The sequence below is a fragment of the Halorussus rarus genome, assembly GCF_003369835.1.
Classification (GTDB): domain Archaea; phylum Halobacteriota; class Halobacteria; order Halobacteriales; family Haladaptataceae; genus Halorussus; species Halorussus rarus.
In genome coordinates this window covers 1,507,909-1,533,136 of record NZ_QPMJ01000002.1, presented here as the reverse complement: position 1 = coordinate 1,533,136, position 25,228 = coordinate 1,507,909, and the positions used below count along the sequence as shown (strand labels likewise).

The following is a 25,228-nucleotide window of genomic DNA, read 5'->3' as shown; positions in this document are numbered from 1 at the left end:
TGTCTATACCCAAATCTAGTAATCATAACTGTTCATCGTCTCAGAAAAAATACCGCCGACGGCGTCCGCGGTCAGTTGCGCTTGCCGGTGAACTTCGCGGTGTTCAGCATCTGGCGCGAGCGTCCGCCGCCGCCGAACATCGGCACGTCGACCCAGTCGTACGACATCCGGTCCTCGTACGGGTGGTCCAGCGGAATCATCACCGCGTCCTCCCAGTTGGCCTCCTCCATCGCCAGGTACGCCTCGTTGCGGGCCTTCTGGGCCGCCTCGGTGGGCTTGGTGTTGGCCTGGATCTTCTCCCACGCCTGGGTCGCCTTCTCGGCGGCCTCGGTGCCCGACCAGTTGACGTACGACGCCATCCCCTTCTTCGAGGTGTCGGTCTTGGGCGGGTACAGCAGCTTCAGGAAGTTGTCCGGCGCGGGGTAGTCCATGAGCCACCCGAGCGTGTACGCCTCGAGCTTCCCGTTCCGGCCGCGGTTGACCAGCGTGGGGAACTGCACGGGCTCGACCGAGATGTTCATGTACGCGCTCGCGAGCTTGTCCCGGAGGAGATTCGAGATCTCGATGTAGACGTTCGCGTCGTAGGTGGTCAGCGTGATGTCGAGCTTGTTGTTCTTCCCGTAGCCGGCCTCCTTCATCAGCTCCTTGGCCTTCTGGAGCCTGAGCTCGTCGCTGCCGTAGGGGTAGTCCTTGGCGTGCTCCTCGTAGCCGCTGGCGCCGCCGGGGAAGATGGCGGGCGGCGTGAAGTGCTGGGCGGGCTTCGAGCGGCCCTTGAAGATGGTGTTGGCCACCGTCTCCTGGTTGAGCGCGTAGGCGAACGCCTTGCGGACCTTCTTGTCGACCTTCTCGCAGTTGAAGCCGACGTAGTGGTTGCTGATGGTCCCGACCCGGCCGAAGTTGACGGTCTCGCCGTTCCGCACGGGGCCGTAGGTGCCGTGCTTGCGCCCCATGTCGTCGGTCTCCTCGACCGAGACCATGCTCGGGTCGAACTTCGAGGTGGGGATGTTGAAGATGTCGGCGTTCTTGTTCATCTGGTAGGTGTACCGGGCCGTGTCGTCCGACATGAGCCGCCAGTGGACGCCCGCGACCTCGGGAACCTTCCCGTGGTAGTCCTCGAACCGCGTGACGACGGCCTCGGTGTCCTGCTTCCAGTGGTCGAACTCGAACGGCCCGGCGCCGACGGGCTCCTTCGCGAACTTCTTCTGACTCATCTGGCCCTCGTAGTCGCCGACGTCGCCGATGATGCCCTCCGGGATCACCGCGAACGAGGTGTACGCCAGCATCGGGAGGCTCGCGTGGAACGGCTCCTCGAGCTCGATGGACACCGTGTGCTCGTCCTCGGCGTTCACCGCGAGCGTGCCGGGCTTGTACTCCTCGACCTGCTCGCCGTCCTTGGTGACCGTCCGGGTCTCGTGCTTGACGCCGAGGTCGCTGAGGATGAACGACGCCCGCCGGGAGCTCGGCGACCCGGCCAGTCGCTCGAGCGAGTAGACGACGTCGTCGGCCGTGACGTCCTCGCCGTTGTGGAACTTGGCGTTCTCCGCGAGCGTGAACGTGTACTTCGTGTTGTTCTCGATGGACCAGTCGGTCGCGAGCCGGCTCTCGATCTCGACGGTCCCCTCCTTGTAGTTTGCCAGCGTGTCGTTGACCTGCTGGATGACCCACCCGGACGCCGAGTCGGTCGACGCGATGGGGTCGAGCGTGTCGAGCGGCCGCCACGTGACCTTGAGGTTGCGTCCCTCGCCGCTGTCACCGGAGCCGTCGGTCGTCGTCCCCTCGGAGTCGCTGCCGTCTCCGCCGGTACAACCAGCTAGAGCTACCGCTGATGCCGCACCGCCCGTCGCCTGCAGGAAGCGGCGGCGGCTAACGCTGTCAGTATCTGTCATCCAACCGCTCATTGCAAAGCGCCCCGGATAAAGTTACCGTTTATTACTTCGAGAAAGGGTTCCACAACCCTCGAATCGTCTCCTATATGGGCTGCTTTACCGCCATCTGTCTGATTTTCGCGCTTCGTATCCGACGCGTATCCGGAAACAACGGTCGCGACGGCCCGACCGTAATGTGACGGCGTTCCGGACGGACTGAAATGCGGTACCGAATCGCATATATGAACGCGTCGGTTTCCGACGCAGGTCTGACGTATCGGTGCGTTTATCAACCCGTGGTACCACGTGTCACATATGGCGCCGAATACGGCTGCTCCGTCGGACTCGGTCGCACAGGGCGAGGTCATGGCCTCGCTGGACGACGACGGTCGCACGGAGCGGCTCATCATCGCAGACACGGCGGCCGACGACGCGTGGCTCTCGGTCCCCGTCTCGGGGAGCGCACCTCTCCAGGACTGGCAGTAGCGGTCGCGGCCCGGCCTCCGGTCGACTCGACACGACCCGCTGCCCGACGGTAGCGGGGCAATACTGAACCTTTTTGCCGACGGTCCTCCTTCCCCGGAACATGAACTATCGGGAGGTCTCAGGGGATCGCGAGTTCGTAGCGCGACTCGGCCACGGCGAGGACTGGCGTGCGGAGATCGAATCGCTGGCCGCCGAGGAGGACGTCGACGCGGCCTGGTTCCTCGCCATGGGCGCGGTACAGGACGCCACCGTCTGGTACTACGACCAGGACGAACTCGAGTACCGCGAGGTCGAGTTCGACGAACCGCTGGAGGTCGCGTCCTGCGTGGGCAACATTTCGTGGCTGGACGGCGACCGGTTCGCCCACACTCACGCCGTCCTCTCGCGCAAGAGCGGCCAGACCCTCTCGGGCCACCTCGACGCCGCCACCGTCTTCGCCGGGGAGCTGTACGTGCGGTCCTTCGAGGACGAACTGGTGCGCGAGCCCGACGAACCCACCGACCTCGACCTCTGGCTATAATGCGCGCGGAGGACGAGCGCTACTTCGAGGACCTCGAAGCCGACCTGGACGACGCCTTCGAGGTCGCCCGCGACGCCCGTGCGAACGGCGGCGACCCCAAGCCCGAGGTCGAGATTCCGGTCGCCAAGGACATGGCCGACCGGGTCGAGAACATCCTCGGCATCGACGGGGTCGCCGAGCGCGTCCGCGAACTGGAGGGCGAGATGAGCAGGGAGGAGGCCGCCCTGGAGCTCGCCGAGGACTTCGCGGAGGGCCGGGTCGGCGACTACGAGAGCAGGGCCGGCAAGGTCGAGGGCGCGGTCCGGACCGCGGTCGCGCTGCTGACCGAGGGCGTGGTCGCCGCCCCCATCGAGGGCATCGACCGGGTCGAGATCCTGGAGAACGACGACGGCACCGAGTTCGTCAACGTCTACTACGCCGGGCCGATCCGGTCGGCCGGCGGGACCGCTCAGGCGCTGTCGGTCCTCGTCGCGGACTACACCCGCGCGCTCATCGGTATCGAGGAGTACGAGGGTCGCGACGACGAGATCGAGCGCTACGCCGAGGAGATAAACCTCTACGACAAGGAGACGGGGCTCCAGTACTCGCCCAAGGACAAGGAGTCGAAGTTCATCGCCGAGCACATGCCCATCATGCTCGACGGCGAGGCGACGGGCGACGAGGAGGTCTCGGGGTTCCGCGACCTCGAACGGGTCGACACCAACAACGCCCGCGGCGGCATGTGTCTGGTCCTCGCGGAGGGCATCGCGCTCAAGGCGCCCAAGATACAGCGCTACACCCGGAACCTCGACGAGGTCGACTGGCCGTGGCTCCAGGACCTCATCGACGGCACTATCGGCAAGGACGGCGACGAGGAGGCCGACGACGGAGATGCCGAGGAGGACGCCGACGCGGACGCGGCCGAGGAGGACGCCGCCGACGAACTCGAGGCGGTCGACGGCCCGCCCCGGGTCGAGCCGGCGACCAAGTTCCTCCGCGACCTCATCGCGGGCCGCCCCGTCTTCGGCCACCCCAGCGAGTCGGGCGGGTTCCGCCTGCGTTACGGTCGGGCGCGCAACCACGGGTTCGCGACCGCGGGCGTCCACCCCGCGACGATGCACCTCGTCGACGACTTCCTCGCGACCGGGACCCAGATCAAGACCGAGCGGCCCGGCAAGGCCGCGGGCGTGGTGCCGGTCGACTCCATCGAGGGGCCGACCGTCCGGCTGGCGAACGGCGACGTCCGGCGCATCGACGACCCCGACGAGGCGCTCGAACTCCGCAACGGGGTCGAGAAGATCCTGGACCTCGGGGAGTACCTGGTCAACTACGGCGAGTTCGTCGAGAACAACCATCCGCTGGCGCCCGCCTCCTACACCGTCGAGTGGTGGGTCAAGGAGTTCGAGGACGCCGGCGCCGAGGTGCAGGCGCTGCGCGACTCGCCCAGCGTCGACCTCTCGGACCCGTCCCCCGCCGAGGCGCTGACGTGGGCGACCGAGTACGACTGCCCGCTCCACCCGAAGTACACCTACCTCTGGCACGACCTGACCGTCGCACAGTTCGAGGCGCTCGCCGACGCAGTCGCGGTCGGGGAACTGGTCGACGGCGAGTTGGTGATCGAGTTCACCGAGGAGGCCGTCCGGACCGCGCTCGAATGCATCCTCGTCCCCCACGAACAGGGGGACGAAACCATTCGAATCCCCGAATGGCGACCCCTCGCGCGCTCCCTAGGCGTCGAGGTGGACGACGAGACCGGCGACCTGGAGCGGACGTGGGACGACCTCTCGCCGGAGGCCCGCAACTGGGGCGAGGACGCGGACGGCGACAACGCGGTCCGCGCGGTCAACGAGGTCGCCCCGTTCGAGGTCCGGGAGCGCGCGCCGACCCGCATCGGCAACCGGATGGGTCGCCCGGAGAAGTCCGAGGAGCGCGAGCTCTCGCCGGCGGTCCACACCCTCTTCCCCATCGGCGAGGCCGGCGGCAGCCAGCGCGACGTGGCGGCGGCCGCGAAACACGCGCCCGACATGGAGAGCACGCCCGGCCTGGTCGAGGCCCAGGTCGGCCGCCGGGAGTGCGAGGACTGCGGCGAACACACCTTCAAGGCCGAGTGCCCCGAGTGCGGCGGCAACACCTTCGCCCACTTCACGTGTCCCGACTGCGACCAGGTGGTCGAACTCGACGAGTCGGGCCGTGCGGTCTGCGACCGCTGCGAGGTCGAGGCCTCCTCGGTCGAGTACCGGACCATCGACGTCAACGACGAGTTCCGGTCGGCCCTGGAGTCGGTCGGGGAGCGCGAGAACGCCTTCGACACGCTGAAAGGCGTCAAGGGGCTGTCGTCGTCGTACAAGACGCCCGAACCCATCGAGAAGGGCGTCCTCCGCGCGAAGCACGACGTCTCGGCCTTCAAGGACGGCACGGTCCGGTACGACATGACCGACCTGCCGGTGACGTCGGTCCGGCCCGCGGAACTCGACGTGTCGGCCGACCACTTCCGGTCGCTGGGCTACGAGGAGGACGTCCACGGCGACCCGCTGCGCCACGACGACCAGCTGGTCGAGCTCAAGGTTCAGGACATCGTGCTCTCGGACGGCGCGGCCGAGCACCTGCTGCAGACCGCCGACTTCGTCGACGACCTGCTGGAGCAGTACTACGGGCTGGAGCCGTTCTACGAGGTGGACGAGCGCGACGAACTCGTCGGCGAACTCGTCTTCGGGATGGCGCCTCACACCTCCGCTGCAGTGGTGGGCCGCATCGTCGGATTCACCTCGGCGGCCGTGGGATACGCGCATCCGTACTTTCACGCCGCGAAACGCCGGAATTGCTTCCACCCCGAGACGAAGGTCTGGTACGAAGACGAGTCCGGTGACTGGCATTACGACGAGATTCGGTCGTTGGTCGAAGACCGGCTGAAGGACCCGCGCGAGGACGACTTCGGCGCATTGGTCGAGGAGTTGGACGGAGACGTGTGGGTCCCCTCGGTAGACGAAGACGGTGATGTCGTTCAGAAGCCGGTCGAGGCTGTCTCGAAGCATCCCGCGCCCGAGCACCTCGTGGAGATCGAGACTCGGAGTGGCCGGGAGATTACGGTTACTCCGGACCACCCCGTTCTCGTCTGGAACGGTGACGGTGTCGAGCGCGTCAATTCCCACGAGGTCGGCCCCGGGGACGAACTTCCTGCGCAACCGAACCTTCCAGCAACGACCGACACCTCCGCCGCTTCGGAGGTAGTCGCTGACGGTGGTGCGGTCGAACCAGACGAGGTTGCATCCGTCGAAATCGTCCAAAGCGACACGGAACACACCTATTCAATTACGGTCGCGGACACCCACTCGCTGGTAGCGAACGGCCTCTACACCGCAAACTGCGACGGAGACGAGGATTGCGTAATGCTCCTGATGGACGGCCTGCTCAACTTCAGCAAAGAGTTCCTGCCCGACAAGCGGGGTGGACAGATGGACGCGCCGCTGGTGATGTCCTCGCGCATCGACCCCTCGGAGATCGACGACGAGGCCCACAACATGGACATCGTCCGGGAGTACCCCCTGGAGTTCTACGAGGCGACCCGCGAGATGGCCGACCCCGGCGAGGTCGAGGACGTAATGACCATCGCCGAGGAGAACCTGGGAACCGACCGCGAGTACACCGACTTCCACCACAGCCACGACACCGCCGACATCGCGCTCGGTCCGGACCTCTCGGCGTACAAGACCCTCGGCTCGATGATGGACAAGATGGACGCCCAGCTCGAGCTCGCCCGGAAGCTCCGGTCGGTCGACGAGACCGACGTGGCCGAGCGGGTCATCGAGTACCACTTCCTGCCCGACCTCATCGGCAATCTCCGCGCCTTCTCGCGGCAGGAGACCCGGTGTCTCGACTGCGGCGAGAAGTACCGCCGGATGCCCCTGACCGGCGAGTGCCGGGAGTGCGGCGGCAGGGTCAACCTCACGGTCCACCAGGGGTCGGTGAACAAGTACATGGAGACCGCCATCCAGGTGGCCGAGAAGTACGACTGCCGGGAGTACACCAAGCAGCGCCTCGAGATCATGGACACCCGGCTGGAGAGCATCTTCGAGAACGACAAGAACAAGCAGGGCAGCATCGCGGACTTCATGTAGAACCTTTTGCTGCGGGAGCGCCCCAGGCGGCGCTCCCTTGCAAAACGTTCATGAAAAGCCTGCGTCACCCCCTCAGTCGCTTCGCTCCTTCGAGGGTTCCTTGGCCCGCTCGCTCACTGCGTTCGCTCGCGGTGGAACTACTGACGTGGCCCGTTCCGCACTCGCCCACCTTCAAATCGGCGACGGGCTTTATCACGCACGACGGCGTACGGTCTGGTATGAGTGGTCACGGAGAGCAACCGGTGGAGGACGACGGCGACACGGAGGCCGAGGCGATGACCCGCGAGGTCGACTTCGGCGAGACGGTGTACGACGACGAGGGCAACGAACTCGGCCGGATTCGGGGCCTCGAGAAGGGCGGGTTCTTCGTCTCGACGCGCTCGGGCGTCGAGAGCCTGAGCGTCGAGCACTCGCGGGCCGGCCACGAGTTCGGCGAGGGCGAACTGATGTGGCGCTGCACCGAGTGCGGCGAGATGGGCGAGATCGACGAGGGCATCCCGGACGAGTGCCCGAACTGCGGCGAGTCCAAGGAAGCGCTGATGTACTGGACCGAGGACTAGGCGCACGCTTTCCTTCCGGGTGTGGAATTTGCACGGCGGACGTTTTTGCTATCGACTCGTACTCCCTCGCGATTGACTCGGCCAGTATCACGACCATCGTAGTGACGAACGCCTCGAAAGCCCCCGGCCGGTCGCGGTCGTTGCGCAACATCTCCGACGGACGTGGTTGCGTCGGAGAGTGGTCGCGCAAGCGACCAAGCCCTTCGGGCGCGACCGGCCGGCCCCTTTCACCCACCCAAACACCGCACCGCAGACCTCACACCTCCCCAACCTCCTGCGCTTCTCGCTCACTGCGTTCGCTGCGATGCTCGTCCCTCGCACGGAGATGGCGCGGCACAGAGGCCGCGCCAGTGCGCGCCGGTATCGGACGATTCACCGTACGCGCCGAGGCGGATGATCCACCTTCTCCGCTCGCCGACGAGACGCACCGATTTTTCTACCCGCGGTTCCACCGTGCGGACATGGACGTCGTCGTGTTCGGCGCGGGGAGCCTCGGGAGCCTCGTCGGGGGCCTGCTCGCCCGCGAGCACGCGGTCACGCTGGTCGGCCGCGACCCCCACGTCGGGACGGTCCGGGAGTCGGGCCTGCGCGTCGGCGGGGAGTACGACTTCACGGTGCGTCCCGACGCGACCACCGACGGGACCGGGCTCGCGGCCGACCTCGCGGTGGTGACGGTCAAGGCCTTCGACACCGACGCGGCGGCCCGGACGCTCTCGACCGGCGCGTTCGACGCCGCGCTCTCGCTCCAGAACGGGATGGGCAACGAGGAGGCGCTCGCCGAGCGCCTCGACTGCCCGATTCTCGCCGGCACCGCGACCTACGGCGCGGTGCTCCGGGAGCCCGGTCTGGTCGAGTGCACCGGCCGGGGCGAGGTCGTCCTCGGACCGCGAGAGGGCGGCGCCTCGGAAGCGGCCGACCGTGTCGGCCGAGCCTTCTCCACCGCGGGCATCCAGACGACCGTCGCCGACGACATGCCCCGCCGCCTCTGGGAGAAGCTCGCGGTCAACGCGGGAATCAACGCGACCACCGCGCTGGCCCGCGTGGAGAACGGCGCGCTGCTCGACGGACCGGCCCGCGAGGTGGCCGCCGAGGCCGCTCGCGAGACTGCCGGAGTCGCCCGGGCCGAGGGCGTCGAGTTGGGCGGCGACGAGGCGGTGCGGGCCGCCGAGCTCGTCGCCGAAGCCACCGCCGCCAACGAGTCGTCGATGCGCCGGGACGTCGCGGCCGGCCGCCGGACCGAGGTCGAGGCCATCAACGGGTACGTCGTCGCCCGGGCGGACGCGAACGCGGCCGCCGGCACGCGCGACGCCGACGACGGGCCCGCCGGCGACCGCGACGTTCCGGTCCCGGTCAACCGGACGCTCCGGAATCTCCTCCGCGCCTGGGAGGACGGCCACGTCGATGGCGACCCGCGGGACTGAGCGACCGCTCTGTTACATCTCCTAGCTTCTCACCAAAAATAGCGAGCCTGGACCGCGAGGCGGATTACCGGAACCGCCGGACCAGACGCAGCAGCAGCGACGTCGCGGTGCCGAGGCCGGGGACGCGCGAGGACAGCGCCGCGGCGCCCACCAGCAGGAGTCCGCTCTTGGGTCGGCCGCGGGCGAAGGCCATCGCCGCGTCGACCAGCGTCGAGACCATGCTGAGCTTGTTCGCCGAGTCCGCGTTGAAGTTCGCCATACGTTCGATAGTCGCTCCACGGGGAAATAGCGTGCCCTTGCTGTGGCAAGCCCCCGGAGAAAGCCCATCTTCCGCTCGTGTCGAATCGTAGAGCGGCGGTCAACCGCGCCTTAACGATTCTAAGCCGGCCTGTGAGGCGCGGACCGCCCACAGGATTGAACTGCTCCGCCGACGCCCTCTTAGGCGAGAACCCATGCCGACGCGTCTCCCGTTCCGTCCCGGAGCCCCGAGTGGCGGTTTCGACATACTGATTAGTGCAGACGGCAAGCAACGGCCATGAACGGGGCGCAGCTGCGGACCACGATTATCGGGTTTCTCGGGACGTTCGCGGTTCTCGGCCTGCTGCTGTACTTCGTCGGCATCGAGGAGTTCGTCCGGGAGCTCCGCCGGGCCGACGGCGAGACCGTCGCGCTCATGGTGCTGGTCACGCTCGGTTGGCTCGGCGCGTGGGGGTTCGGCCTCCGGACGGTCCTTGACGTGCTCGGCGTCGACGTGTCGTTCGTCAAGTCCTTCTTCATCCTGAACGGCGCGATGTTCTCGAACAACATCACGCCCTTCGGGCAGGCGGGCGGCGAGCCGGTGACGGCGCTGCTCATCTCGAAGGTGGCGGACACCGAGTACGAGCGCGGCCTGGCGGCCATCGCGAGCGTCGACTCGCTCAACTTCGTCCCGTCCATCGTGCTCGCGCTCGGCGGCGCGGGGTTCTACGCGACTCAGACGACGTTCGGTCGCCGCCTCCGGCTCGCGACGGCGGCCATCGTCGTGCTCTCGGTCGCCGTCCCGTTCGCGGGGTTCTTCGGCTGGCGGAACCGGGGGCGACTCCGTCGGGCCATCGCGCGGGTGCTCGCCCCGGTGCTCCGGTTCGTCACGCGGGTCGCCCCCGTCGACGTGTCGCTCAGCCGCGAGACCCTCGAGACGCGGGTCGGCGAGTTCTTCGACTCGATCGAGCGCGTGGCGACGAACCGGCGCGGCCTGACCCTCGCGCTCGCCGCCTCGACGGCGGGGTGGGTGTGCCAGATGGTCGCGCTGTGGCTGGCGTTCGCGGCCATCGGCTCGCCCATCCCGTTCCCGGTCCTCCTGTTCGTCGTCCCGGTGGGCGCCATCGCCGGGGTGACGCCGCTCCCCGGCGGCGCGGGCGGCATCGAGGCGGTGCTGGTCGGACTGCTGTCCAGCCTCCCCGGCATCGGGATCGGCTGGGAGACCGCCCTCGCGGCTGTCATCATCTTCCGGGGCGCGATCTACTGGGTCCCCATCGCCATCGGCGGCGGGGTCGTGAGCCTGGTCGGCGTCGACTCGGTGTGAACGGTGTGAGAATCAGCTCGGTGTGAGAAGGGAGAGGGCCGTTCGCGTTCTCCGGCCGGCGAAATCGATCGGGAGGCCTCGCTTCGTCAGTCGATGTAGCCGAGGTCCTGCAGGCGGTCCTTCGCGTCGTCGCTCATGTCGTCGAGCACGTCCTCGTCCTCGACCTCCTTCCACTCGCCGCCGACGCTCTCCTCGAACTCCGAGAGCGCGCCCTCGAGCTCGAGCTCCTCGTCGCTCCCCTCGCCGCGGGCGTTGTCGGTCTCCCCGGGGTCGACGTCGAGGTGGTAGAACTCGTCGGCGATGCGCTCGTTGCGGATGTACTTGGCGTCGGGGCGGCGGGCGGCCCGCATCCGGGAGTAGAACCGCGAGTCGCGGTCGAGTTCGATGCCGGCGTCGCTGGCCTTCTCCTCTAACTGCTTGAGCTCCACCACCGGCCGGTAGTACTCCACGAAGGCGTAGTCGCCGTCGCCCGGGTGACTCCCGGGCGACTTCGAGGCGCCCGACGCGCCGCTCTCCGCGAAGTCCCGGTAGTCGGCCGACAGCAGCGACCGGGTCCGGTCGAGCGGGACGGTCGCCCGGCTGGCGTCGACGCCGGCGTGGTCGAGGACGGTGTGGTAGAGGTCGAGCAGTTCGACCTGCTGGTCGTCGCGCCGGTCGGTCTCCATCTCGGGGTGCTTGACCAGCAGGGGGACGTTGACCAGCGGGTCGTAGATGCAGAACTCGTGGCCGTAGAGGTCGTGCTCGCCGTGGAGTTCGCCGTGGTCGGCGCAGACGACGACCATGGTGTCGTCCCACTCGTCGTTCTGCTCCATCCACGAGAACAGCCGCGCGAGCTGGTAGTCGATGTGGCGGATCTCGGCGTCGTAGAGTCCTTCGATGGCCTCCCACTCGTCGTCGGAGATGTCCCGGGCGCCGCAGTTGTACTCCTTGGAGTTCTGGCAGACCTTGGTGGAGTCGACGCCGGGCGCGAACTCCTCCTTGTACTCCTCGGGCGGGTGGTACGGCAGGTGGGCGTCCATCAGGTTGATGAACGCGAAGTAGTCGTCGTCGGCGTCGTCGATGAACTCGATGGTCCGGTCGATGACCTCCGGGGTCTTGGAGTCGGCGCCCTCGCCGGAGGCGGTGTACTCGTGGATCTTGTTGCCGACCGACACCAGCCAGTCGGCGGCCTTCCGGAGCGTCTCGTTGTCGTTCATCGTCTTCCAGGCCTTCGCCAGCGGGCCCGACAGGAACTCGCCGGGCATCACCTCGAAGAAGTTGTCCTGGTCGTCGAAGCCGTCGGTGAGGTGGGTGTAGGGCGTGATCCAGGCGTTCGACGAGTAGCAGGCCGTCTCGTAGCCCGCGTCCGAGAGGGTTTCGGCGAGCGTCGTCGCGCCTTCCAGGTACGGGTTCTCCTGGCTCGCGCCGTGCTCGCTCGGGTACATCCCGGTGAACAGCGAGGCGTGAACCGGCAGCGTCCACGGCGCGGGGGCGACCGCCTGCTCGAAGACGGCCGCCTCCTCGGCGAACCGCTCCAGGCCCGGCGTCGTCGGTCTGTCGTAGCCATAGACGGAGAGGTGGCTCTTGCGAACCGTGTCCATGACCACGAACACGACGTTCCCCGCATCGTCGTTGGTCATACCAGTACCGTCCAACACCCTTCGGGATAAATATCCTGATGTTAGCCGCGTTCTACGCGAAGAATTGGGCCGTTTCCGGGCCGGAAATCCGAACTTAGAAGGGGGCCTGCGGACCCTCGTCGTCGTCGCCGTCGTCGGTCGTCTCGCCGGGGAACGACGGGCTCATGCCGCCACCGCCGCCCATGCCGCTGCCGCCGTCCATGCCGGTGTCGGCGTGGACCTGTTCGATTTCGGGGATCTCCTTGACCATCCGGCTCTTGATGGCCTGGATGGTCATCGGCGAGATACCGCAGCCCGAACACGCGCCGCCGAGCTGGATGCTGACTTCGCCGGTCTCTCGGTCGATGTTCTGGATGGCCGCGCTCCCGCCGTGCATCTGGATCTGGGGGAAGTTGCGGCGCAGGAAGTTGCTGACCCGCTCCTCGAGGTCGTCTCCGTCGTCCTGAGTCTCGGTGCTCATACTGCGAGGTAGGGTGTGTGCGGTCTTCAACCTTTTCCTGTCCCCGGGACGGAAACGGCCGGGCGAGCCCCGGAGACGACGCTACTCGATGGCCGCATCCGGGCGTCAACCCGTCGATTCGGCGGCTCCCGACCACCTCGGTCGGGGTCGATTTCGTCAGCCGCCCGACGCGATGATCTCGGCCACCTCGGTCCGGTCGAACAGCTGTTCGTCCTCGGGAACCTCGGGGTAGTGCTGGCCGTCCTCGTAGTCGGGCCACTCGCCGAACAGGTCGGGGTAGAGCTGCTTGGCGCCCATCTCGATCTGGAACAGGTTCATGATCGGGCCCTGGTACCGCATGCCGGCGGGGTAGACCCGGTCGTTCTCGACCGCGGTGAGCTGGCTCCCGACCGGGTGGTCCTGCAGTGACGCGAGCGTGTCGCTCATGCTGTAGTTCGGCGTCATCCCCCAGAGGTGGAGGACGACGTCGGGGTCGGCCTGGAGCATGGTCTCGTAGTCGACCTGGCCCCAGAGGCTGCCCCAGTCCTCCTCGGCGAACGCGTCGTTCGCGCCGAGCGGCCGGGTGTCCGCCAGCCAGTAGCCGGGCTTGTTGAGGTGGTAGGTCCAGAACGACTCGCCGTCGCCCGCGAGCGTCACCCGCACCGCGGTCGGCCGCTCCTCCTTCGGCGGGAGCTTCTCCTGGATGGTGGACACGAGGTCCGAGTGAATCCGCGCCAGCGCCTCGTAGCGCTCGGTCTCGCGGAACACCGCGGCGACCTTGCCGAACAGCTCCCAGAGGTCGTAGTACCGGTAGTCGTCGTACCCCTCGGGCGCGGGCGCCTGCGTCCCGCTGTAGAAGTTGCCGAACCACGGGGCGATCTGGGACTCGATTTCCTCGACGTCGGTCTTCGTCCAGTTGTCCTGGGTCGATGCCCACGCGGGGTCGGCGAGGTGGACGTCGCTGTCGAGTTCGAAGAGCAGTTCCTTGGGCAGTCCGTCGGTCAGCGGGTCGGCCAGCCCCTCCCAGTCGAACGAGACCCCGTCGAGGTGGTGGTAGTAGTGGTTCATCGTCGTCCCGGACATCTCCGGGACGTACGTCGCGTTCACCGCGTCGCCGTGGCCGAGCGCGACCGCCATGTCCGCGTACTGCGGGAACACCGTGAAGACGTTCTCGGGCACCCCCTCGAACTCGACCTCGCCCATCGGCGACATCGTCACCGAGTACGGTCCCGTCCCGTCTGCGGTCGTAGCGCTTTTCTCGGTCGAAGTCCGCTCTGCGGTCGTCGAGTCTGTCCCTGTCGTCGTGTCGGCGTCGCCCGACCTGCCGCCGGTACAGCCGGCGACGAGGGCGGCGCCGCCCGCCGCGCCGGCACCTCTCAGGAGTCTCCGCCGCGTCAATCTCGAAGTTGGCGCTCCGTCCATAGTTTAGGGTAGCCTAAACACCGCTTAATGGTTTTGGTTCGCCTAAACTGGTCGCGGCTCCGCGGACTCCCGAGTGGAACCTTCGCAGTCCGTTCTCGGACCGGTTGGCAGTATTCGATATAGCAAGATACAGTTCACGACCGAATCGTTCCGTATCTACCGTCTTTTGCGAGGAGCGTGAGCTAAGCGGTCACGTTTCCATTCTACCGGAAACCGGCCCCAGTTCGATGAGAGAGATCGACAACCCGCCCGACGTGTCGGTGATCGACGGTCGGCAGTCGCGCCGGGTCGGTCATTCCTCGCCGCCGGACTCGAACCCGAACACCCGCCGGAGTTCTGTCTCGATCTCCTCGACGTAGATGTCCAGCATCTCGGCGACCTTCTCGTCGGCGACGACGATACCCTCCACGCGGTCCACGGGGTCGTCGGGGAGTTCGACGCGGAACTCGCCGTCGCCCTCGTAGAACGGCTCGGACTCGTTGAGGATCTGCTGGTCGATGGCGTGGATCAGCTCCGAGTCGTACTGCTCGTTGAGCCGGTTGAACGCGTTTTTGTACGCCCGCTGGAGTTCGTTGAAGTAGTGGACGTACTTCTCCTCGAACTTCTCGGGGTCGAAGTCGCTCATGTGCCGGAGTTGGACGAGCGCGGATAAAAGTCGGGCGATGCCTCGCGGCAGCGGTCCGTGGGGAAGCACGACAGTGGCCCGTAAAGTGGTTCACGCGTGCGCGAGGACTGATACTAACTCCGTGCTCAGTGCTGCCCTCTATCATCTGATACCGAGCGTCCCCATCTGGAACTGCGCGACTCCCCTTCTGTCCGCCACCGTTCGGACCACTTCCGACGTCCGCCTGGTCGTCCGATTCGACTGGGAGAAGTGCGGTACGCACCTGTGTCCGGGCGGTTCACGAGTGTGAGTAGGTGTCTCGGTAGCTCACACCATTTCGACGCGTGATTCGGCAGATCGGGTGAATCAGTATCCGCGTCGGCATAAACCAAATACTACGATACTAATTCGTCCGTGTTCACTCACTGGTAGTTGTCGGCGGAACGTCGATAGAGCCGCCGAGCTCGGCGGGCAGAGGCGCTGATTCCGTCACGCCGATCTCATGCGCTCGCAGAACGGCGACGCTACCGACAGCAGTCGCTCGAAGATACACAGTGTTTCATTCCGATTCGGCGTCGGCTACCCCAACTGCTCGCCGACGACATCGTCGGCGTGTTCGAGGAACTCCGACTCGGTGCCCTTCGGAATCGTCGCGCCCGCCGCGACGTCGTGACCGCCGCCGTCGCCGCCGACCGCCTGCGAGGCCTCGCGCATGACGGTCGAGAGGTCGAGACCGCGCCGGGTGAGCGAGGGCGTCCCGCGAGACGAGACCTTCACCTCCGTGGCGTCGGCGCCGTCCTCGTCGGTCTTCTCGGCGAAGGCCACGATGGGCGTGCCCCGGTCGATGCCCTCCGCACCGACCGCCATCCCGGCGACGATGCCGACGATGGTCTCGCGGATCTCGTCGCCGGCGTGGAACCACTGGACGTGGTCCTCGCGGGTGACGCCCTCGCGCTTGACCTTCTGGAGCCCCTCAGAGAGGTTCCGGCGGTGGTTCCGGAGCAGTTCCCGCGCGCGTTCGAGCGCGCCGTCGCGGTTCTCCAGGTCGGTCACGTTGCCCAGACACACGGCCAGCCCCACGTCGGCGCGCTCGTAGCGGGCGGTCGCGTTGAGGAGGGTGGAGAACTCGCTCACGTCCCGGAGCTCGGTCCCCTCGGTCTCGGCGGTGAGCGTGTACGCCGTGCCGACCAGCCGGTCGATGCGGTCGGGGCTGACCCCCTTCGAGAGCGCGCGCTGGATGAGCGCGTTCGAGACGGTGCTTCGCTCGTCCTCGGTCAGGTCGACCCAGCACCGCCACTCGCCGTCGCCGTCGGTGAGCGTCACGTCGAGCCCGTCGAGGAACCGGAGGACGCCGTTCTCGTTGTTCGTGATGCCGGGAATCCGCGTGTCGCTGGCGTACTCCAGCATCTTCGGGAGCGGCCGGGTCTGCTTGCCGTACATCGCGAGGTCGGTACGGGACTCCACGACGCCCGCCGCCTCGCCCTCCTCGACGATGGCCCGGTTCGCGCCGACCAGTTCGCCGTCGGTGGTCTGCATGTCGCCGACCGCGCCGACCACCGCGAGGCCGGCCAGGTCGCGGTTGTCGACCCCGTCGGACTCCATCGCTCGCGCGAGCACGTACGCCGCGCCCGCGCCCGAGAGCTCCGAGGAGCCGTCGACGTCGAACAGCAGTGGATTGAGGTGGAACTCGGTGTCCGGGTCGGCCGGCCGGTGGTGGTCGGCGATGACCGGCGTGAAGTCGCCCGCGGCCTCGTGGTCGGCGATGACGTCGAGCTGGCCGCTCCCGAAGTCGGTGAACAGCACCGTCTCGTAATCGGTCGCCGCGATGGACGCCACCTCCTCGGCGTCGAGCTGCTTGCTGAAGACGGTCTCGAAGGCAATCCCGGCGCGTTCGAGCGCCGCGGACGCGATCGCCGCGCTCGTCAGCCCGTCGGCGTCGATGTGGGACGCGAGCAGCACCTCGTCGGCGTCCCGCAGGCGGTCGGCGCACGCGGCGGCACGCTCGGCGAGGGCGGGAACTGGACCAGCGGAAGCCATTCGAGGGCAGGTAGGTCGCTATCGCTTATAAACCTCCGCTTGGCGGCTCGGGGACGTCTCTCGACGCTTCGATGAGCGGGACTCAACGACCGGCGCGCGCTGGCGCGGCTTCATGCCGCACCATCTCTGCGCGAGGGCTGAGCATCGCAGGGAGGGGCGAAGCGACGACCGAGACGCGCAGGCGGCCGGGGAGGGATGAGGCCCGCGGTCGCGGAGCCGTACGGTTGCGGTACAGAGGTGACGGCAGTAGCTAGCTCCCTCCTTCTTGCTGTACTGCTGGTAGTGCAGATACGAAATCCTCGGCTTCGATTGCCCCTCCCTGTCCCGGGCCACGGATACGAGTCTCCTTCTACTCCTCCCGAACCGCCAGATACGCCGGGGGCACCTCGTCGGCGGTGTACGTCCCCTCGCCCCGCTTCGACACCCGCCGCCCGTCGGCGACCATCCCGGCAGCGTCGACGCCGAGCACGACCGGCTCCGACGCGTGGCGCCGTCCGACTCCCCGGGCCTCCGCGGGCGTCGCCGAAAGGTGCACCTCCTGTCGGTTCATCGATTGCAGGCCCTCGGCCAGAATCGAGTCGAGGTTGCCCGGGTCGGTGCCGTGGTACAGCCGGTCCGGCACGTCCGACTCGGCGTCTTCGAGGTCGACGTCGACGGAGTGACCGTACGCCGCGCGGATTCGGTCCCGTCCGTTCCGGCCCTCCCGGCGCTCGAACCGGCCCTTCGGGTCGGTCGCGACCACGGCGTCGACCTGCTCGCGCCCGGCCCAGTCGTACTTGCGGGCCACCGCGTCGACCAGGTCGTCGTAGTCGGTCCGTCCCCCGTCGTCGAGTTCGAGTCCGGCGTCGTCGGGGAAGTGCCGGAGCGCGCCGCTGACGAACTTCGAGAGCTGTCGCCTGCACCCGCCGGCGAGCACTCGCTCGACGTCGTCCCCGCACTCGGGACATTTCGGGGCTGCTCCCTCGGCTGTGGTTACGAACCCGTGGTCCGGACAGCGGTAGATGGGGTCGGTCACGCTGTCGGAGGTAGTCGTTCGTCGCGGAAAGGCGGCTCGGCGTCGATTGTCGGTTCGTAGATTAGAGGGATTCGATAAACTGTTTCGCGGTGAAGGGGGTGATGCAGTGACTGTGAGGGGAATTGCGTTTGAGCTAGCTACTGCCGGTACCTCTGTACCGCACCACACCGCGGCCGCGGGCCTCCCCCTCCCCAGCCTCGGCGGCCGCATAAACGCGGCCGCCTCCACCGTCAGAGCACGCTCTGACGAGCCTGCGTTCGCTTCGCTCACGCAGACCTCGCGCATATCGGCGCGGCCACAGGGGCCGCGCCAGCGCGCGCCGGACACCAGTTCTGAAAATACCGCGGTCAGCCGTTATACGACGGCGCGGCCTCCTCGACCACCGCGCACGCCAGCTGCTCGAAGTCCGCGACCTCCGGCACCACGTCGACCGCGATGCCCTCGCTCTCGGCGGTCTCGCGGGTCGGCTCGCCGATAGCGCCGACCACGGCGTCGTTCAGCCCCGCGACGGCCGCCTCGCGGACGCCGCGCTCGTCTGCGGCCTCGAGAAAGTGGGCCACGGTCAGCGAGGAAGTGAAGAGAGCGGCCTCGAGACGGCCTTCCGCGGCGAGTTCCGCGGATTCGCCCGAGCCCTCGGGGCGCACCAATTGATATAGCACAGTTTCATTTACGTCGGCGCCGGCGTCCGCCAGCCCCTCGGTCAGAACGGGACTCCCGTGGTCGCTGCGGGCCACCTCGACCCGCTGGCCCGCGACCTCGTCCTCGAGGGCCTCGACCAGGCCGGTCGAGGAGTACTCCGCGGGCACGACGTCGACCTCGTAGCCCGCCTCGCGGAGTGCGTCGGCGGTGCTCTCGCCGATGGCGCAGACGGTGGCACCGGAAGATTCCCGCTCTTCCGAGCCTCCGCTCGCTTCGCTCGCGGAGACCTCGCCCGGCTCCCACCCGGCCCCGGCCGCGAGCTCGACGCCGGTCTTGCTCGTCAGGACGACGTAGTCGCCCGCCTCGGGCGCGTTCCCGGTCGGCCGGACTTCGAGCATCGGGTCGGCGACCGGGTCGGCGCCCAGCGAGTCCAGCAGCTCCACGGCCTCCGCGAGGCGCTCGTCGTCCGGTCGGAAGACCGCGACCCGGACCTCGCTACTCATCCTCGACGTCCTCCTCGTGGACCGACTCGCCGCGCTTGCCCTCCGGCTCGTCGGCGTCGGCGTCCGCCGTGGCGGCCGCGATGAGCTCGTCGGCGCCCCGGTCGGCGAGGTCGGCCGCGAGCTCCTTGGCGGCCGCGACGTGGTTCTCGACCGGCACGTCCCGGCTGGCCTCGACGACCTCCGCGCCGTCCTGGGAGAACACCTGGACGTCGACGTGGACGTGCTCGCCCTGGATGAGCCCGTGGACGCCGATGGGCGCGACGCACCCGCCGCCGAGTTCCGCGAGGATGGTCCGTTCGACGGTGGTCTCGACCCGCGTCCTGGGGTGGTCGAGCACCGCGTTGACGTCGCTCGCCAGCTCGCCGTCGAGCGCCGTCACCGCGAGCGCGCCCTGGCCCGGCGCGGGCACGAACTCGCCGCTCGGGAGCTCGACGTACTCGAGGTGGTGGGCCAGCCCGCTGCGTTCGAGGCCCGCCTGCGCCAGCACGATGGCGTCGTACTCGGTCTCGACCTCGCGCTCGAGCGCCCGGCGCTCGATCTCGGCGAGGTCGTTGAACCACTCCTCGACGGTCCGGTCGAACTCGCCCTCGTACTCCTTCTTGTGGCCCTTCCGGGCCTTCGCCTTGTCCGAGCGTTCCTCCGCTTCGGCCTCGGTGCGGCGCTCGTGCTCGCGCTGGAGCGCGGGCGCGAGCAGTTTCTCGGCCCGAGTGTCGACGTTGCCCCGGAGCGGCTGGACGTCCAGGTCCTCGCGGTGGTGGAGCAGCTGGGCCTGCCGCCGGAGGCTGGAGGTGCCGACCGTCGCGCCCTCGGGGAGGTCGTCGAGGCTCTCGCCGTCGGGGGTCACCAGCACGTCGTTGGCGCTGGCCCGCTCGGGGATGGCCGCGACCACCAGCTCGTCGGGGCTGTCTGTCGGCATGTCCTTCATCGAGTGGATGGCGCCGTCGAGCTCGCCCGACAGCACCTTCTCGTCCAGGCTCCGGACGAACGCGCCGGTCTTGCCCAGCCGGTGGATGAGCTCGTCGCGTATCTCGTCGCCGGTCGTCTCGACCTCCACGAGTTCGACCTCGAAGCGCCGGTCCTCGAGAGCGGCCTCGACTTCGCCCGCCTGCCGGAGCGCGAGGTCCGACCCCCGCGTCGCCAGGCGTATCTCTGTCCCGTGTCTGCTCATGTGGGAGGGTCGGCGTCGGACGTTGAAACATTGTTCGTTCGCGGGGCGGGCGCGCGGCCGAGTTCGCCGGCGCGACGGCGTCCGCGTCGCCTACGGCGTCCCGACCGTCTCGTGGCGTCGGTAGAGGTAGTAGGCCGCGAACGGGACGCTGACCACGAACCCGGCGACGACTGGCACCGTCGGAGGCAGGCCGAGCAGCACGGACGTGACGGCGGCGAGCACCAGGACGACCAGCCCCGCCGTGGCCCGCAGCGCCTGCTGTCTCGGGTCGGGCGCCCACTTCCCGCTGGTGCGGTTCACGTAGTCGGCGTCGCGGTACACCGCCAGCGGGAAGTAGGCGGTCAGAAACAGGAACGGGACGCCGAGCGCGACCAGCGACAGCGAGAACGTGTTCTGGCCGAAGCCGAACGCCTCCCACGTCGACGCCACCGCCAGCCACGCGAGGCTCGCCAGCCAGAGGCAGAAGGCCGCGGGGATGGCGGCCACCCAGTACCAGTGATGCGACCGGCGACGCCTCGTGCGGTTCCCGCTCGCGCGTTCGCTGCTCATGGTCGGAGTTGGGGACGCGACCCCTAAACCCGTGTCGCAAGCGGTCGAGCCGGCCGAGCGCGGGGAACCTCGACGGGGCGGCTTGCCACCGCCGCAATCATCCTTATTGGACTGGGGCGCCCACGTTGCGGGCATGGCGAGAATCACCTACGAGGACCCCGACGGCGTCGAGACCCTGGAGGTCGACGGCGGGAAGGTATCCGAGTCCGGGAAGGTCCGCGGCGTCCGCGTCCAGCGCGAGGACGGCAGCTACCTCCACGTCCCGGACACGCGGCTCTACGCCATCGAGACGAGCGAGGAGGAGGGGAAGGTCGACTACTCCGGGCCGTAGGGCCGGCCGAGTCGACCTCGCCGTGACGAGAATCTGAACAACTGAACACGTCACCCATCACGTCGATCCGTGCGTCGTCATCGACGAAGCCGACGGCGTCCGGGTGCGGTGGGGACGGGTTCGCACAACCACGGTGGCCGAGTAGTGGCGTCACTCCGTCGATGCGGCGGTGTCAGTCCGCGTGTTCCGACCGGCTCGTACCGAGTCCTATCGCAGTCCGAGCGTTCGAGACGCTTCGCCGGAGGAGTTCGCGAACGCTCTCGCCGCGTTTGATGAACAACCCGAGACCGAGAACGACGTAGACCGCGGTAAAGGCGTAGAGGATTGAGATACTGATCCTGGTTGCGGTCGGTTCAGCGTAGGTCTGAATCACGTAGAACTCCGCCAGAACCTGCGTAGCGAACAGGACGAGCAGCGTAACGGCCTCTCGAATGCTGATCTCGAAGTTCGTCAGGATCGCGATCGCGAAGAGGCTCTGGGCGGCGGTGATCCAGATCTCCGCCGCCTGTTTCGAATCGAACGAGAGCGTCCCGATAGCACCGGCCGAGATGGAGTAGACGACGGCCAGCGTGCCGATGAGCAGGGTCCACTGGTTGAGCTTCGAGGAGATGAGCGCGTTGAAGCCGGCAGTCGAGCGGGCCTTGTTCACCAGGTAGGCGACGACAATGAGTTCGGGGCTCTCCGAGGCGAGCGGTGCGAACCACTGGATCATGAAGAACTCGGGGATGCCGTACTGCAGGCCCAACTGCTCGAGCCCCTCGGCGAACGGGTGGACGGCGGTGAAGATTATCGCGCCCGAAAACGCGAAGCCGAGCAGGACGAACGCGATGCGCGGTATCTTCGGATACTGCTGGAAGTACGCGGGGACGCCGACATGCTCTTCGGAGTGCTCGACGTCACCGCGGATGACGACGAGCAGATACAGCACGAACAGTCCGACCAAAAAGAGCGTATCGATCGGCCCGATACCGCCACTGAGCGGGATGAAGAACGCGTACGCCGTCGCTACCAGCAAGAACGTGATCTCGGTAGCGATTCCCGGGTCGAGCGTGACCGCATCGGTGAGGAACCCCGGGCGGTCCTCGACGGCGGCGTCGGCGGTGCGATTCGCGCGGTAGATCGTGAACAACGCGATGCCCGACCATCCGAGGCCGATGAGAATCCGGTTCGCACCGGTCATGTTGGCCACTGCGAGGTTGGCGGCCTCGCTCGAGCCGGCACCGGCCTGCCACGCGTAGAGCGCGTCGACGGCGTACTCGGGAGCCACGGCGAGCACCGCCAGTACCGCGATGGCGAACGCCTGTGGGACGTCCTTCTCGGCGGTCTCGGCCGCCCACGCGAGCAGGAACGCCGCACCCACGATCGCGAGGCCACCGACGAGGACTGCCATACCGGGCGTGATGTTCTCGCCCGGGTGCACGGTTCCGTATCCGCCGGACGAGACGAACGTCGCGATCCACGGGACTGTCAGTACCAGCGCGACGGCAACCGCGACGAGGGGGTGGCGAAACCGATTGGGCACTAGTTCGATAACGACGGGATAGACACCTACTTCTTACGCCCGAGTAGTCGTTTTCCGGGTATCTTCCGCAGAAACAGCCGCCAACCCCGTCCGATCGGTTCCTCTCCGCCGAGTGGCGTGGCCATCAGTGAGAGTTCACACCGCGTATCGACGGCCACTGAAGGTCGAAGACTCCGGTGGGCTGTCGAGTACGAAACCGCGCTACAGCACTTCCTTGTACGCTTCGAGCGTCTGCTCGACGTCCTCCTCGGTGTGGGCGTCGCTGAGGAACTGCGACTCGTACTGGTTGGCGGTCAGGAACACGCCCTCCTCGCGCATCGCCGGCCAGAACAGCCGCTCCCACCGCTCGGTCTCGGCGGCGTCGACGTCGGCCTTGTTCTTCGGGGCGTACTCGTACCGGGGACAGTCGGGGTCCTGGCGACTGCCGGCCTCGCACTGGCCCGAGAGGTCCCGGGGCCCCTCGCGGGTGAACACGACCTTGAACATGCTGTCGTAGCCCGTGACCGTGTACTCGGGCGCGCGGTCGGCGAGGATGTCGGTCAGCCCCGAGCGCAACTGCTCGCCGAGGTCGGCGAGGCGGTCGTAGACGTCGTTCTCGGCCGCGTACCGCAGCATCTCCAGGCCCGCGGTGAGCGAGAGTGGATGGCCCGAGTAGGTGCCGGCCTGGAACACGTCGCCGGTGGGCGTGAACTGCTCCATAATCTCGGCCGGGCCGCCGACCGCGCCGACCGGGAAGCCGCCGCCGATGACCTTCGCGAAGGTGGTGAGGTCGGGCGTGACGCCGAACTTGCCCTGGGCGCACTGGAGGCCGCCGACCCGGAAGCCGGTCATCACCTCGTCGAATATCAGGAGCGCGCCGTGCTCGTCGGTGACCTCCCGGAGCGCGTCGAGGTAGCCGGAGACCGGCCCCACGGAGGCGCAGTTGCCCAGGATCGGCTCGGTGAGCACCGCGGCGACCTCGTCGCCCCGCTCCTCGAACACCTCCCGGACCGCCCGCTCGTCGTTGAACGGGACGGTGATGGTCTCCTCGGCGAAGGCCGCGGGGATGCCGTCGGAGCTCGGGGAGCCGACGCCTCCGGACTTGCCCTCCACGAGCGTCGACTCCTGGGCGCCGTGGTAGCCGCCCTGCATCACCACTATCTTGTCCCGACCGGTGTACCCGCGGGCCAGCCGGACCGCCGAGGTCGTGGCCTCGGTGCCGGAGTTGACGAACCGGAGCATCTCGACGCTCTGGACGTGGCGAGCGATGAACTCCGCGAGTTCGACCTCGACCTCGGTGGGCGCGCCGTACATCGGCCCGTCGGCGAGCTGCGACTGGATGCGCGACTGGACCTCCTGGGGCAGGTCGTGGCCCAGCAGCAGCGGGCCGTACCCCATCACGTAGTCGACGTACTTGTTGCCGTCGGCGTCGACGACGCGGGCCCCGTCGCCCTTCTCGACGAAGAACGGGTAGGGCCGGGTCGCCCGGACGGGGGAGTTGACCCCGCCCGGCAGCACCGACAGCGCCCGGTCGTACAGGTCTCGCGAGCGGTCGCGGTTCATGCGCGGGAGTTCGGACTCCTGCGTGAAGTCGATTTCTGTCTCCGGGACCACTGACCCTCCCCGCGACCGGTCGTCCTCGAGACTTCAACAACTGTTATACCACGACCCCGCCTCGGTTGGTGCAACCACATGGTCGACGCCCCACAGGAGCCCCAGGAGAATCTGGACGAGGAGCTGGAGGAGATATCCGACGACCTGGAGGACGTGAACGCCGACATCCGGGACCTCATCGACCAGCTCCGCGACCGGAGGGCGGCTCCGCTCCGGCTCGCGGTCCGGTTCAGCGGCGACGAGTCGGACGTGCTGTTCATCCGGGAGGACGTCCGCGAGCAGTACACCGACGCCGAGCTCGAAGAGCGGATCGAGACCATCGTGATGAAGGGACTCGGCGACCCGCCGCGCGAGGAGCCGCTGTTCGACTTCGGGACGCTCGACGCGACCGTCCGGTGGTACGAGAACGTCCAGGTCGCCCACTTCCCCTACCGCGAGTGGTCGGGCCTGGCGTTCGTGTTCGACCGCCACGAGTCGCCCATCGTCGACCTCGCGAAGCGCCACCTCCAGGACGAGTAGCGTCAGAACTCGGTCCACGTCTCCGGGCCGAACCCGCCGCCCCGCACTCGGAGCTCCTGGCCCTCCGCGGTGCTCCGGACCTCGACGAGCGCGTCGAACACCTGCGTCAGCTGCCGGGTGATCTGATCGTCGCCGCCGACCGTGTCGAGCGTGAACACCCCCGCGAAGCCGGAGCTCGCGACGCGACCGGTGATGACGTGGAGGAACTGGTACACCCGCCGGAGGTCGGCGTACATCAGGACCGGCGACAGCGAACCGAAGCCCAGCCGGACGTGGTCGGCGTCGTCGCGGTGGTAGAACTCCTGCATGAACCCCGAGAGGTCGATGCCGATGCCGGTGAGGTCGCCGGGGTCGCTCGCGTACTTCACCGTCCCGGTCTCGCGGACGGGATTGACCGACCGACTCCTGCTCGCGCAGTCGACGAACCGGAGGTCCCACGCAGCGGCGTCGTGTCGCCGGTCGAACGACTCCTGCATCCGGGCCGCGCTCAGCTTGGTCGTCGCGAGGATGGCCGCGCGGTCGGGCGTCTCCAGCAGTTCCAGCATCACCGCGCGCTTCCTGGTCAGCGGCTCGCCGGCGATCAGGACGTTCGTCCCCTCAGGTAGGGATTCGGGCGACAGGGGCAGTTCTCCGCCGGCCTCGACGTCGGGCACTGTTACCGGAAGCGTGTCGGCACGCGGTTATAAAGGTAGCACGTCCGGACCGCGGCGTCGCGGAACGTCTCCGGCGGTCGTCCGAGCGCGTCGTTCTCGGGGCGGACG

General features: G+C 67.9%; 22 protein-coding genes. 8 read left to right on the top strand and 14 right to left on the bottom strand.

The window, feature by feature from the left end; translation table 11 throughout:
• Window positions 1–71: 71 nt before the first annotated feature.
• Window positions 72–1,886: an ABC transporter substrate-binding protein gene (locus DVR07_RS15945; RefSeq protein WP_115798253.1), complete on the bottom strand. Its 1,815-nt coding sequence runs from the start codon at window positions 1,884–1,886 to the stop codon at window positions 72–74.
• Between the two features lie 294 nt (window positions 1,887–2,180).
• Between DVR07_RS15945 and DVR07_RS22190 the strand changes: the two genes are divergently transcribed.
• The 5 genes from DVR07_RS22190 (at window position 2,181) to DVR07_RS15925 (ending at window position 8,946) form a co-directional block, all read left to right on the top strand.
• Entirely contained in the window at window positions 2,181–2,351 is a 171-nt protein-coding gene (locus DVR07_RS22190) for a DUF7556 family protein (protein WP_165881768.1), read from the top strand.
• A 100-nt stretch (window positions 2,352–2,451) separates the two neighbouring features.
• A complete protein-coding gene (locus DVR07_RS15940) occupies window positions 2,452–2,871 on the top strand; it encodes a PPC domain-containing DNA-binding protein (RefSeq protein WP_115798252.1) in 420 nt (139 codons plus the stop codon).
• Complete coding sequence (locus DVR07_RS15935) at window positions 2,871–6,965, top strand: DNA-directed DNA polymerase II large subunit (protein ID WP_115798251.1); 4,095 nt, start codon at window positions 2,871–2,873, stop codon at window positions 6,963–6,965. Before DVR07_RS15940 ends, DVR07_RS15935 begins: the two co-directional genes overlap by 1 nt.
• Window positions 6,966–7,183: 218 nt before the next feature.
• A complete protein-coding gene (locus DVR07_RS15930) occupies window positions 7,184–7,525 on the top strand; it encodes a DUF7130 family rubredoxin-like protein (RefSeq protein ID WP_115798250.1) in 342 nt (113 codons plus the stop codon).
• Between the two features lie 461 nt (window positions 7,526–7,986).
• Window positions 7,987–8,946 (top strand): ketopantoate reductase family protein, encoded by a 960-nt coding sequence (locus tag DVR07_RS15925; protein WP_115798249.1) that lies wholly within the window; start codon window positions 7,987–7,989, stop codon window positions 8,944–8,946.
• Between the two features lie 64 nt (window positions 8,947–9,010).
• Here DVR07_RS15925 and DVR07_RS15920 read toward each other — a convergent pair whose 3' ends face one another.
• The gene (locus DVR07_RS15920) at window positions 9,011–9,205 is read right to left on the bottom strand and encodes a hypothetical protein (protein WP_115798248.1); all 195 of its coding nucleotides are present in this window, start codon (window positions 9,203–9,205) and stop codon (window positions 9,011–9,013) included.
• A gap of 276 nt (window positions 9,206–9,481) precedes the next feature.
• On the opposite strand from DVR07_RS15920, the gene DVR07_RS15915 reads away from it, so the two are divergent.
• A complete protein-coding gene (locus DVR07_RS15915) occupies window positions 9,482–10,507 on the top strand; it encodes a lysylphosphatidylglycerol synthase transmembrane domain-containing protein (RefSeq protein WP_115798247.1) in 1,026 nt (341 codons plus the stop codon).
• 86 nt (window positions 10,508–10,593) lie between these two features.
• Here DVR07_RS15915 and DVR07_RS15910 read toward each other — a convergent pair whose 3' ends face one another.
• The 9 genes from DVR07_RS15910 to DVR07_RS15870 all read right to left on the bottom strand — a co-directional run bounded on the left by DVR07_RS15910 (window position 10,594) and on the right by DVR07_RS15870 (window position 20,502).
• Window positions 10,594–12,126 carry a sulfatase gene (locus DVR07_RS15910; RefSeq protein WP_115798246.1) on the bottom strand — a complete coding sequence of 511 codons (1,533 nt, stop codon included), beginning with the start codon at window positions 12,124–12,126 and terminating at the stop codon, window positions 10,594–10,596.
• Between the two features lie 94 nt (window positions 12,127–12,220).
• On the bottom strand, window positions 12,221–12,586 hold the full coding sequence (locus DVR07_RS15905; protein ID WP_115798245.1) for a NifU family protein: 366 nt from the start codon (window positions 12,584–12,586) through the stop codon (window positions 12,221–12,223).
• A gap of 156 nt (window positions 12,587–12,742) precedes the next feature.
• Window positions 12,743–13,987 (bottom strand): ABC transporter substrate-binding protein, encoded by a 1,245-nt coding sequence (locus DVR07_RS15900; protein WP_115798244.1) that lies wholly within the window; start codon window positions 13,985–13,987, stop codon window positions 12,743–12,745.
• Between the two features lie 292 nt (window positions 13,988–14,279).
• Window positions 14,280–14,612, bottom strand: a complete 333-nt coding sequence (locus DVR07_RS15895) for a DUF5783 family protein (RefSeq protein WP_115798243.1) — start codon at window positions 14,610–14,612, stop codon at window positions 14,280–14,282.
• Window positions 14,613–15,170: 558 nt separating this feature from the next.
• On the bottom strand, window positions 15,171–16,628 hold the full coding sequence (locus DVR07_RS15890; protein ID WP_115798242.1) for a single-stranded-DNA-specific exonuclease RecJ: 1,458 nt from the start codon (window positions 16,626–16,628) through the stop codon (window positions 15,171–15,173).
• A 349-nt stretch (window positions 16,629–16,977) separates the two neighbouring features.
• Complete coding sequence (locus tag DVR07_RS15885; protein WP_115798241.1) at window positions 16,978–17,643, bottom strand: RNA 2'-phosphotransferase; 666 nt, start codon at window positions 17,641–17,643, stop codon at window positions 16,978–16,980.
• A gap of 347 nt (window positions 17,644–17,990) precedes the next feature.
• A complete protein-coding gene (locus DVR07_RS15880) occupies window positions 17,991–18,785 on the bottom strand; it encodes a uroporphyrinogen-III synthase (protein WP_115798240.1) in 795 nt (264 codons plus the stop codon).
• On the bottom strand, window positions 18,778–19,953 hold the full coding sequence (gene hemC / locus DVR07_RS15875; protein WP_115798239.1) for a hydroxymethylbilane synthase: 1,176 nt from the start codon (window positions 19,951–19,953) through the stop codon (window positions 18,778–18,780). Before hemC ends, DVR07_RS15880 begins: the two co-directional genes overlap by 8 nt.
• A 90-nt stretch (window positions 19,954–20,043) precedes the next feature.
• Window positions 20,044–20,502: a hypothetical protein gene (locus DVR07_RS15870; RefSeq protein ID WP_115798238.1), complete on the bottom strand. Its 459-nt coding sequence runs from the start codon at window positions 20,500–20,502 to the stop codon at window positions 20,044–20,046.
• 133 nt (window positions 20,503–20,635) lie between these two features.
• Here DVR07_RS15870 and DVR07_RS15865 point away from each other — a divergent pair, with 133 nt between their 5' ends.
• Window positions 20,636–20,833: a hypothetical protein gene (locus tag DVR07_RS15865; protein WP_115798237.1), complete on the top strand. Its 198-nt coding sequence runs from the start codon at window positions 20,636–20,638 to the stop codon at window positions 20,831–20,833.
• A 172-nt stretch (window positions 20,834–21,005) separates the two neighbouring features.
• On the opposite strand, the gene DVR07_RS15860 is transcribed toward DVR07_RS15865, so the two are convergent.
• Window positions 21,006–22,355 (bottom strand): sodium:calcium antiporter, encoded by a 1,350-nt coding sequence (locus DVR07_RS15860; protein WP_115798236.1) that lies wholly within the window; start codon window positions 22,353–22,355, stop codon window positions 21,006–21,008.
• Between the two features lie 201 nt (window positions 22,356–22,556).
• A complete protein-coding gene (hemL, locus tag DVR07_RS15855) occupies window positions 22,557–23,897 on the bottom strand; it encodes a glutamate-1-semialdehyde 2,1-aminomutase (RefSeq protein ID WP_115798362.1) in 1,341 nt (446 codons plus the stop codon).
• 129 nt (window positions 23,898–24,026) lie between these two features.
• On the opposite strand from hemL, the gene DVR07_RS21805 reads away from it, so the two are divergent.
• Window positions 24,027–24,467 carry a hypothetical protein gene (locus DVR07_RS21805; RefSeq protein WP_162829605.1) on the top strand — a complete coding sequence of 147 codons (441 nt, stop codon included), beginning with the start codon at window positions 24,027–24,029 and terminating at the stop codon, window positions 24,465–24,467.
• A gap of 2 nt (window positions 24,468–24,469) precedes the next feature.
• On the opposite strand, the gene DVR07_RS21800 is transcribed toward DVR07_RS21805, so the two are convergent.
• On the bottom strand, window positions 24,470–25,120 hold the full coding sequence (locus tag DVR07_RS21800) for a DUF7504 family protein (protein WP_162829604.1): 651 nt from the start codon (window positions 25,118–25,120) through the stop codon (window positions 24,470–24,472).
• Between the last annotated feature and the right edge of the window lie 108 nt (window positions 25,121–25,228).